Origin of the sequence: Streptococcus sp. BS35b (genome assembly GCF_000286475.1) — a bacterium.
Taxonomy (GTDB): Bacteria; Bacillota; Bacilli; order Lactobacillales; family Streptococcaceae; genus Streptococcus; species Streptococcus oralis_W.
On the sequence record NZ_ALKH01000008.1, the window covers coordinates 122,321 to 132,910 of the forward strand.

Annotated in this window: 9 protein-coding genes and 1 pseudogene; 7 read left to right on the forward strand and 3 right to left on the reverse strand. The window is 37.2% G+C overall.

Features of this window, described 5'->3' with window-relative positions; genetic code table 11:
* The first annotated feature begins 160 nt into the window (after positions 1 to 160).
* The 4 genes and pseudogenes from ileS to HMPREF1149_RS11365 all read left to right on the forward strand — a co-directional run.
* Positions 161 to 2,953, forward strand: coding sequence for an isoleucine--tRNA ligase (gene ileS / locus HMPREF1149_RS08085; RefSeq protein WP_000768144.1), 2,793 nt, complete (start codon positions 161 to 163; stop codon positions 2,951 to 2,953).
* 326 nt (positions 2,954 to 3,279) lie between these two features.
* On the forward strand, positions 3,280 to 3,660 hold the full coding sequence (locus HMPREF1149_RS08090; RefSeq protein ID WP_000856375.1) for a hypothetical protein: 381 nt from the start codon (positions 3,280 to 3,282) through the stop codon (positions 3,658 to 3,660).
* Between the two features lie 188 nt (positions 3,661 to 3,848).
* Complete coding sequence (locus HMPREF1149_RS08095) at positions 3,849 to 4,541, forward strand: phosphoglycerate mutase (RefSeq protein WP_000240120.1); 693 nt, start codon at positions 3,849 to 3,851, stop codon at positions 4,539 to 4,541.
* A 167-nt stretch (positions 4,542 to 4,708) separates the two neighbouring features.
* Positions 4,709 to 5,113: pseudogene (locus HMPREF1149_RS11365) on the forward strand (transposase); the annotation flags it as partial.
* 327 nt (positions 5,114 to 5,440) lie between these two features.
* Here the strand turns inward: HMPREF1149_RS11365 and HMPREF1149_RS08100 are convergent.
* Together HMPREF1149_RS08100 and HMPREF1149_RS08105 are read right to left on the reverse strand one after the other, a co-directional pair.
* Positions 5,441 to 6,751 carry a sensor histidine kinase gene (locus HMPREF1149_RS08100; protein WP_000381905.1) on the reverse strand — a complete coding sequence of 437 codons (1,311 nt, stop codon included), beginning with the start codon at positions 6,749 to 6,751 and terminating at the stop codon, positions 5,441 to 5,443.
* The gene (locus tag HMPREF1149_RS08105) at positions 6,752 to 7,441 is read right to left on the reverse strand and encodes a response regulator transcription factor (RefSeq protein WP_001106859.1); all 690 of its coding nucleotides are present in this window, start codon (positions 7,439 to 7,441) and stop codon (positions 6,752 to 6,754) included.
* A 171-nt stretch (positions 7,442 to 7,612) separates the two neighbouring features.
* Between HMPREF1149_RS08105 and HMPREF1149_RS08110 the strand changes: the two genes are divergently transcribed.
* From HMPREF1149_RS08110 to HMPREF1149_RS08120, 3 genes are read left to right on the forward strand one after another with little or no spacing between them, the layout of a single operon-like run.
* Complete coding sequence (locus HMPREF1149_RS08110; protein ID WP_001067289.1) at positions 7,613 to 8,521, forward strand: ABC transporter ATP-binding protein; 909 nt, start codon at positions 7,613 to 7,615, stop codon at positions 8,519 to 8,521.
* Positions 8,521 to 9,261 (forward strand): ABC transporter permease, encoded by a 741-nt coding sequence (locus HMPREF1149_RS08115; protein ID WP_000933491.1) that lies wholly within the window; start codon positions 8,521 to 8,523, stop codon positions 9,259 to 9,261. The genes HMPREF1149_RS08110 and HMPREF1149_RS08115 overlap by 1 nt, the downstream gene beginning before the upstream one ends.
* A complete protein-coding gene (locus HMPREF1149_RS08120; RefSeq protein ID WP_000583173.1) occupies positions 9,258 to 9,986 on the forward strand; it encodes an ABC transporter permease in 729 nt (242 codons plus the stop codon). Before HMPREF1149_RS08115 ends, HMPREF1149_RS08120 begins: the two co-directional genes overlap by 4 nt.
* Positions 9,987 to 10,101: 115 nt before the next feature.
* Here HMPREF1149_RS08120 and HMPREF1149_RS0102130 read toward each other — a convergent pair.
* The coding region (locus HMPREF1149_RS0102130) for an ISL3 family transposase (RefSeq protein WP_000307854.1) at positions 10,102 to 10,590 on the reverse strand (489 nt) is incomplete at its 5' end.

Here is a 10,590-nt window from a genome sequence, read left to right on the forward strand (position 1 = left end):
CAACAAATCCAGTCTGAAAACAGTAAGACTGGACGTTCCCCACGTTACGGGAAAAGAGGAAAAGAGACACTGTCTTTTTTCGAACAAAGGTGGTACCACGATTTTCGTCCTTTTTGGAAGTCGTGGTTTTTAATTTGTTAATATTTATAAAGGAGATACCATGAAACTTAAAGAAACCCTCAATCTAGGGAAAACAGATTTTCCAATGCGTGCTGGTCTTCCAACCAAAGAACCAGTTTGGCAAAAAGAATGGGAAGAAGCAAAACTTTACCAACGTCGTCAAGAATTGAACCAAGGAAAACCGCATTTCACCTTGCATGATGGACCTCCGTATGCAAACGGAAATATCCACGTTGGACATGCCATGAATAAGATTTCCAAAGATATTATTGTTCGTTCTAAGTCTATGTCAGGATTTTACGCACCTTATATTCCTGGTTGGGATACTCATGGTCTGCCAATCGAGCAAGTCTTGGCAAAACAAGGCGTGAAACGTAAAGAAATGGACTTGGTTGAGTACTTGAAACTTTGCCGCGAGTATGCTCTTTCTCAAGTTGATAAACAACGTGAAGACTTTAAACGTTTGGGTGTTTCTGGTGACTGGGAAAACCCTTATGTGACCTTGACCCCGGACTATGAAGCAGCTCAAATCCGTGTCTTTGGTGAAATGGCTAAGAAGGGCTATATCTATCGTGGTGCCAAGCCGGTTTACTGGTCATGGTCATCTGAGTCAGCTCTTGCAGAAGCGGAAATTGAATACCATGACTTGCTTTCAACTTCCCTTTACTATGCTAACCGTGTCAAAGATGGCAAAGGTGTCCTAGATACAGATACTTATATCGTCGTATGGACAACAACTCCATTCACTATCACAGCTTCTCGTGGATTGACAGTTGGAGCAGATATTGATTATGTATTGGTACAACCAGCTGGTGAAGAGCGTAAGTTTGTGGTTGCTTCAGAATTACTGAATAGTCTTTCTGAGAAATTTGGCTGGGTGGATGTGCAAGTCTTGGCAACCTACCGTGGTCAAGAATTGAATCACATCGTAACAGTCCACCCATGGGATATGGCTGTAGATGAGTTGGTAATCCTTGGTGACCATGTTACGACTGACTCTGGTACTGGTATTGTCCATACAGCCCCTGGTTTTGGTGAGGACGACTACAATGTCGGTGTTGCCAACGGCCTTGAAGTTGCTGTAACAGTTAACGAACGCGGTATTATGATGGAAAATGCTGGTCCTGAATTTGCGGGTCAGTTCTATGACAAGGTTGTGCCGACTGTTATCGAAAAACTGGGTGATTTACTCCTTGCTCAAGAAGAAATCTCCCACTCATACCCATTTGACTGGCGGACTAAGAAGCCAATCATCTGGCGTGCAGTTCCACAATGGTTTGCCTCTGTATCTAAATTCCGCCAAGAAATCTTGGACGAAATTGAAAAAGTGAAGTTCCACTCAGAATGGGGGAAAGTGCGTCTTTACAACATGATTCGCGACCGTGGCGACTGGGTCATCTCTCGTCAACGTGCTTGGGGTGTTCCGCTTCCTATCTTCTATGCTGAAGACGGAACGCCAATCATGACAGCTGAAACGATTGAGCACGTGGCTCAACTATTTGAGGAACACGGTTCTATCATCTGGTGGGAACGTGATGCTAAGGATCTCTTGCCAGAAGGATTCACCCATCCAGGTTCACCAAATGGAGAATTCAAAAAAGAAACAGACATTATGGACGTATGGTTTGACTCAGGTTCATCATGGAATGGAGTGGTGGTCAACCGTCCAGAACTCAAATATCCAGCAGATCTATACCTTGAAGGTTCTGACCAGTACCGTGGTTGGTTCAACTCATCACTTATCACATCTGTTGCTAACCATGGCGTTGCTCCATATAAACAAATCTTGTCACAAGGTTTTGCCCTTGATGGTAAAGGTGAGAAGATGTCTAAATCTCTTGGAAATACCATTGCTCCAAGTGATGTTGAAAAACAATTTGGTGCGGAAATCTTGCGTCTCTGGGTAACAAGTGTGGACTCAAGCAACGACGTGCGTATCTCTATGGATATCTTGAGCCAAGTCTCTGAAACTTACCGTAAGATCCGTAACACTCTTCGTTTCTTGATTGCCAATACATCTGACTTTAACCTAGCTCAAGACGCAGTAGCTTACGATGAGCTTCGTTCTGTTGACAAGTACATGACCATTCGCTTTAACCAGCTTGTGAAAACGATTCGTGATGCTTATGCCAACTTTGAATTCTTGACAATCTACAAGGCCTTGGTGAACTTCATCAACGTTGATTTGTCAGCCTTCTACCTTGATTTCGCTAAAGACGTTGTTTACATCGAAGGTGCCAAATCACTCGAACGCCGTCAAATGCAGACTGTCTTCTATGACATTCTTGTGAAAATCACCAAACTCTTGACACCAATTCTGCCTCACACTGCGGAAGAAATCTGGTCATATCTTGAGTTTGAAGCAGAGGAATTCGTTCAATTGTCAGAATTACCAGAAGCTGAAACTTTTGCCAACCAAGAAGAAATCTTGGATACATGGGTAGCCTTCATGGACTTCCGCGGACAGGCTCAAAAAGCCTTGGAAGCAGCTCGTAATGCAAAAGTAATCGGTAAATCACTTGAAGCCCACTTGACAGTTTATCCAAATGAAGTCGTGAAAACTCTTCTTGGAGCATTGGATAGCAATGTAGCTCAACTTTTGATCGTGTCAGAATTGACTATTGCAGAAGGACCAGCTCCAGAAGGCGCAGTTAGCTTTGAGGATGTAGCCTTCACAGTTGAACGCGCTGCAGGTGAAGTATGTGACCGCTGCCGTCGTATCGATCCAACTACTGCTGAACGTAGCTACAATGCAGTTATCTGTGACCACTGTGCAAGTATCGTAGAAGAAAACTTTGCAGATGCAGTCGCAGAAGGATTTGAAGCGAAATAATCAGAATAGACTGAGAAAGGTCACTAAAATCATAAAAACGCATAATATCAAGAGTTCAAGTACCTTGATATTATGCGTTTTATCATGGGAAAATTTACTAGTCCATTTCCTCAAATGAAGTTCTTCCTGGCCTGTCCGTGTAGATAATTAACATAATCAACTATTCAGTTTTCTCATAATTTTATATTTCTACTAATTATAAAGAGACTGTAGAACTTAAAATTATTTTTTGAAAATCAATATTTATTATAAAATTTTATAAGATTGTTTAATTTTTAGATAAATTATGATAGAATAATACCTATAAAAATTTTAAGGAGATTATTATGAAAACAAATACACTTGCTCGTGTTAACGCTATTTTTGGTCTTATTTCAGGAATTGTATTGCTTTTAGCGCCAGCCATCATGTTTATCATGGCTATTGGAGCTGCTGCGGCAACTGAAGACGCAGATGTAACGTTTGGGACATTGACAGGGCTCTCAATTATTTTGTCATTGGTTAAAATTGCTGTTTTAGTATTGGGAATTGTGGCTATTGTTTATTATAAAGATGATGAACGTGTTACGAATGCACCTTCTGTCTTGCTCATTGTAGGTGGTGCGGTCGGCTTGATTCCATTTTTGGGATGGGTAGGTGGAATTCTAACCATTATTGGTGGTTCACTTTACTTTGGAACATTGAAAAAATTTGTAATTGAAGAGTAGTAGTTTTCCAATTATTTGGACGGGACTATTTCATCGTCTATCGAGAACAATTATGATAGTGTGATAAAGAGAAGACTGATAAGCTCTTCTCTTTTTAGTTGATTTTAACTAGCTTTTTTGTGAAAAATTGTGTAAAATAGAATAGATAAACGAGGGAAACCTCGAAAAATAAAAGGAGAATCCATCTAATGGTAAAATTGGTTTTTGCTCGCCACGGTGAGTCTGAATGGAACAAAGCTAACCTTTTCACTGGTTGGGCTGATGTTGATTTGTCTGATAAAGGAACACAACAAGCGATTGACGCTGGTAAATTGATCAAAGAAGCTGGTATCGAATTTGACCAAGCTTACACTTCAGTATTGAAACGTGCGATCAAAACAACAAACTTGGCTCTTGAAGCTGCTGACCAACTTTGGGTTCCAGTTGAAAAATCATGGCGCTTGAACGAACGTCACTATGGTGGTTTGACTGGTAAAAACAAAGCTGAAGCTGCTGAACAATTTGGTGATGAGCAAGTTCACATCTGGCGTCGTTCATACGATGTATTGCCTCCTGCAATGCCTCATGATGACGAATACTCAGCTCACACTGACCGTCGTTACGCTTCACTTGACGACTCAGTCATTCCAGATGCTGAAAACTTGAAAGTGACTTTGGAACGTGCCCTTCCATTCTGGGAAGATAAAATCGCTCCAGCGCTTAAAGATGGTAAAAACGTATTCGTAGGTGCTCACGGTAACTCAATCCGTGCCCTTGTAAAACACATCAAACACTTGTCAGATGATGAAATCATGGGTGTAGAAATCCCTAACTTCCCACCATTGGTATTCGAATTCGACGAAAAATTGAACGTCGTAAAAGAATACTACCTTGGAAAATAATCTATAAACAGAAAGCCTAGGATTCCTAGGCTTTTTGTTTTTGCTTCTGGTTTCCAACTAGTTGAAAAAATGTTATAAATGATAGTAAAGAGTTACTTAATTGTAAGAAAGAGAGAAAGACGATGGCTTACAGGCTCTTTGTCAACTGTAGTGGGTTGATGAAAAGGGCTAGTAAGGTGAAACGATCTAATCGAGTGGTTAATCTAGGGTAATTAAAAACGATTTATCGTGCTGAAAATTTAGAAATGGCAGTACAAGCTTTAGAGAACTTTATCGCTGAATGGAAGCCAAAGTATAGGAAAGTCATAGAAAGTCTGGAGAATACGGATAATCTTTTAACTTTTTTCTAGTTTCCCTACCAAATTTGGCACAGCATTTATTCGACAAAGCTCATTGAGTCTCTCAACAAAGAAATTAAACGTCAAACGAAAAAGAAGGTTCTTTTTCCTAACGAAGAAGCCCTGGACCGTTACTTAGTTACTTTGTTTGAAGATTATAATTTCAAGCAAAGTCAACGAATCCATAAAGGGTTTGGTCAATGTTCTGACACACTTGAAAGCTTATTTGATTAGCACTCCATAACTCTACTTGAGTGTTTACACATAATTATTGACAGTATCTAAAGCGTTTTTAGTGTAATTCGTATATAGTTGTTGACAAAACATTTTAACAGTAAAAGGGTGCAACTTTATTTGTTCACTCTTTTTTTGCGTATAACAGAAAAATTTTTGATAAATAGAATAGTATTGCTACTTATTTATCAAAAATTTACGATGATTAGACGAAAGAATACTTTGCCCCAAAAATAGCATTTAGAAATATTTAGAAGATAAATAATGTGTCGCAATGCTCCAAATGGTTAGTTTTCTAAGTGTAAGCTTGTTCTTAGGGGCAGGTCATTATTCCTTTACTAAAGGTAAAGAAATGGTGACTTTTAAGCCTGGATGATTGTCTAAAAAAACAATTTCACCTTGATGTAATTTAATAATTTGTTTGGTGATAACTGTTCCCATACCATGTGATTCATAATTAGTTGATTTTTGATTTAGCTCAGTAATTTTTTGAGCTGTAATATCTCCTTGATCCGCAATGACGATGAGCACTTTATTATCAGATAATTGATAAGTCAGATCAATCTGGTTAGAGCCGCTGTGCATAATACTATTAAGCAAGAGATTTCTAAAAGCTCTTGCTAATAAAGTTACCTCTCCTTTTACCAACACTGTCTCGGCAGGCAAATCAAAATGAAGTGTAATTGTTTCATAATTATTCAATATATCGGCAATTACTGTTCGTAGGACAGTAACCAAATCAAGATTGGAAAATTCGGAGTGACGCTTTTGGTTATCCAATAAGTAGCTCATATTGAGATTAGAAATCATTTCTTTCATAGTTTGAATCTGATTTTCAATTTCCTCTGTCTGCTTTCCTTTGCCATATTGCTGCTCTAACTGACTGTTATAACCTGATATGAGCATAAGAGGATTGCGTAAATCATGACTGACCCCTCTAATCCATTGCTCTTTCATCGTGTTGCTTTCTTCCAAAATATGAGATGTCTCATTGAGAGCCGTCTTAATTTCAGAGAAATTTCCCTTTTCTTTAAGAACGATATTTTGACCTTGAGATAAAGAAGTGACAGCAGTAATAATCGGCTCCATCTCCTTTTTAATACGCAACTTTGATCGGCTCAAAAGAATAAAAATAAGTAAAAGAATAATACCCAAGAAAACAAGTCCCAAACTGAGAAAATTCCTAATAAATTGCGTATTAGCATAGAAATTAAATTTTGCTAAGGAATGCTTTTTAGGATAGCCCAAAACTAAAATTTGCTGACCACGTACATAGGAGAAAACAGGGTAATCTTCTAAATACCAACGTGAAAATTTAACCATATCAGCATTCGTATAATGCCTTTTGAGTCCTTTAGGTAAATGATAAGATTGGACAATATTGCCATCTTGATTCAGTACCATAGCCCAAGTATTTTGTTTATCCATTTCAATTTTGCTGCTTTTATCAAAATTGAAATTATTCTCTTGACTCGATTGAGCGATTTTAGTGTAAAGTAGTTCCGGTTTTTCCTTTCCATAGAAACTAAAATAGGCTGAGAAAACCAAACCATAAACAAAAACAAGTCCTATGATTAAAGCCAAGATTAATAGAACATACCTGGTTAATAACTTAGTAAAAAATTTAACGGTATCCATTTAATTCACCTTTAGTTTGTAACCCAAACCTTTAACCGTTATTAAGCTTTCTGGTTTAGAAGGATTGGCTTCAATCTTTTGTCGAATCTTACGAATATGAGCCATTAGGGTATTATCATAGCCTTGGTATTGTAATCCCCAGACTTTTTCTAAGAGTTGGTCAAAAGTAACAATGCGATTCTTATTATCATATAAGACCTTAAGAATACTGTATTCCTTAGCCGTCAGCTGAATCTCTAGTTTTCCTTTGGTAATCAAGGCTTGGCTAAAATGCACCTGGCAAGCAGGCAAAACAAGGGTATCTTCCTTTTCGGGATAGGCTCTTTTTAAGATGGAAAGAATACGCAACTCCAAATCTCTTGGACGGAAAGGCTTGATAATATAGTCATCTGCCCCTAGCTCAAAGCCCTGATATTGTTTTTCTATATCGGAGATTGCCGACAAAAACAAAACAGGAACCATTGAAGTCTTACGGATGCCCTTTAAAACTTCAAATCCTGATCCTTCAGGCAGCATAATGTCTAAAATAACTAAATCAAAAGATTTTTCTTCAAATTGCTCCAAAGCTTCTTTTTGTGATTGTACACTTGTTAGATTGCTAAACCCAGCAATGCTCAATGATTCTTGCACTATTTCTAAAATTTCTGGGTTATCGTCTAAAATTAAGATCTTCTTTTCTTTATAATTCATACTATTACCTCAACAAGACTAGTATAACACATTGCTTCCTTGGTCAAGGACTTTAAAGTAAAAATTAAGGAAGAATTAAGGTAATGAACAGGTTAAAATAAAGGAGGTTCATTATAATGAAAATAGCGAAAGGATATAACATCACTCTAAGATTTTTAAAGGAGAAAACAAATGAACAATTATATCGTTGAAACCAACCAATTAAGTAAGGATTTTTCAGGTGAAGTAGCCGTTAATCAGCTCTCTATTCATATTAGAAAAAATGAAATTTATGGTTTTTTGGGACCAAATGGTGCTGGTAAGAGTACTGCTATGAAAATGCTTTTAGGATTGTTGCAACCAAGCCACGGTTCCATTAAGCTCTTTGGAAAAACCTTTAACAGCAATCAAATATCACTCCTCTCAAATGTAGGTTCTCTCATTGAAGAGCCCTCTTACTATGCTAATTTGACCGGCTATGAAAATCTTGAAATTATCCAAAAATTGCTTAAATTACCAAAAAGAAATATTGATGAAGTTTTAAAGATTGTCAAACTTTTCGATCAAAAAGACAAGCTAGTTAAAAACTATTCACTAGGCATGAAACAACGTCTAGGAATTGCACTAGCCATTGTTAAATTTCCTAAATTACTGATTTTGGATGAGCCAACTAATGGTTTAGACCCTGCCGGTATTCAAGAAATTCGTGAGCTCATCAAGTCCTTGCCACAAAAATATGATATGACTATCATCGTTTCTAGCCATATTCTTTCAGAAATTGAACAGATGGCTACAACTGTTGGTATTATCAATCATGGTCAATTACTTTTTGAAGGCCACCTATCTGACCTTGAAGAAGATGAAAAATATCTGTTTGAGACCAGTGATGATGTAACTGCTAAAAGAATACTAATGTTCAATGGTTTTAATTTGGATGATGACAAAAAATTGATTATCAACGATAACAATAAAGTTAATATAGCCACTGCTATTCGACTCTTAGTTGAAAATGATGTTGATATTTATCAAGTTCGTATGATTCGTCGATCGCTGGAAGATGTTTTCCTTGATATGACAGGACGGGAAGGAAGTGTTTTGTAATGCTAAATTTACAATTAGAATTTATCAAACTAAAAAGACGGTCTTTCTTGCTATCTTTGATTGCTATTGTAGCAGTGGGCCTGATTTGGAGTGGCGTTGTTATCAAATATGAATTACCTAAAACGCATGAGGCCTATAATGCCATTTATACCATGACTTACTTGAATGATGTTATTTTGCCACTTTTCATTGCAGTTTTAGCGTCTAGACTACTGGAATTGGAACATCTAGGCAAAACTTTTAAACTCTTGCAAACCAGTAACGAAAGTCCTTGGCAACTTTTTAAGGCTAAATTGACTGTGATGGCTATTTTTGCCTTTGTTGTCAGTTTGATTCAAACGATTTTTCTGAAATTTATTATTCAAGGCATGCAGGTCAGTGTGACACTTGTTTCATTGAGTCTCTTTTTGTCCACAACTTTTTTGGTTTGTCTCTTTCTGTCTTGTTTACATCTTTGCTTAGCTTTTATCTATCCAAAGCCAAGTGTGACAGTGGTAACAGGCTTAATTGGTTCCTTCCTGTCATTTGTAGGTATCGGTGCGTTACCATTTCCTATTCGTATTTTCATTCCTTGGCAATATTTCTCTATGATGGGAATCGCTAAACGGGTGGCTGGAACTAACACTTATCTTTTTCAATATGATAATTCTTATCCCTTTAAATTAGTCACATTATTGCTTATCATTTTTTTAAGCATCTTTGTCAGTAAAAAACTCATTGGAAAGGCGGATCTATTATGATTATTTTTGAATTTAAAAAAATCAAAAAAAGTGCTATTCCGATAACGCTAATCTTCTTTAACCTTATTGGGTCCTTATTGGGAGCAATGATTTACGCTCTCAATCGAGAGGTGCTCCTAGATGGTACACAAGCTCACGTCCTTTGGGGACAAACAGTTTTCTATTCCTCGCATATATTTACTCCTATTCTGATCGGGATTATCTGTTCCATCAGTTGTCAATTCGAGGAAAGCAATAAAAACTGGCAGCGCTTATTAAGTATTCCGGTTAAAGCCAATCGTATCATTTTATCAAAAATCACCAGCTTGTCACTAGTCATGGCTATTAGTCAACTGATAGTTCTTCTCTTTTATATTATTAGCGCTTTGGTTTTGAAGGTACCTTTTGCAAATTATCTACTGGACTTTTTGCTTTGGTCTATCACAGGTTGGCTAGCAACCATTACTATTGTCACCATTCAAATTTTTCTTAGTATTCGCTTAAAAAATTTCGCAGTGCCTATTCTTATATCAGCTATTTTGGCTATGGCAGGACTTATGACCCTCTTTATTGGACAAGGTCTTTTTAGAATTTTCCCTTATGCTCAGATTGCTGTTGGTGATCGAGCTCGTTCCTTAGTCCCTTTTACCTTATCTGAATTTATCCTTTTCTTAGTTGTCAATAGTGCTTATATTTTTATCTTCTATACCTTAGCAGTTAGACAGCTTAAAAAGAGATTTATTTAATCTCATTTATAGTAAAAAACAAGAAGAAAGCGAAGATTTATCGTAATTGTTATACAATTAATGATCAGCAAATAAACAGTGGGCTCTTTGTCAACTGTAGTGGGCTGATGAAAAGTTACAACCTGGAGAGGAGCAAATTGCTTCTCTCCTTTTTGATGTTCAAAGCAATGAGAATTCTAGTTTTAAAGTTGTCAAAGTTCCGGAAGCCAAAAGCATTTCGCTTGATGACTTTGATAAGGTTATTGGTAGCCTCTAGTTTTGCGTTTGAGTAGGGAAGTTCCAGTGCATTCATGATCTTGTCTTTATCTTTCGAAAAGGTCTTGAAAACAGTTTGAAAAATAGGATTTACAGAAGAAACTGTTTCGTCAATAAGACTAAAGAAATGGTCTGTTTGTTTCTCTTGAAAATGAAAGAGTAGGAGTTGATAGAGATTATAGTGCTGTCTAAGTTCTTGAGAGTAGGCAAGTATCTTTTCTAGAACCTCTTTATTGGTCAAGTGTGACCGAAAAGTTGGTCGATAAAATCGTTTATCACTGAGTTTACGGCTATCCTGTTGGATGAGTTTCCAGTAACGTTTCAGTGCTTTATATTCGTGCGATCTCCG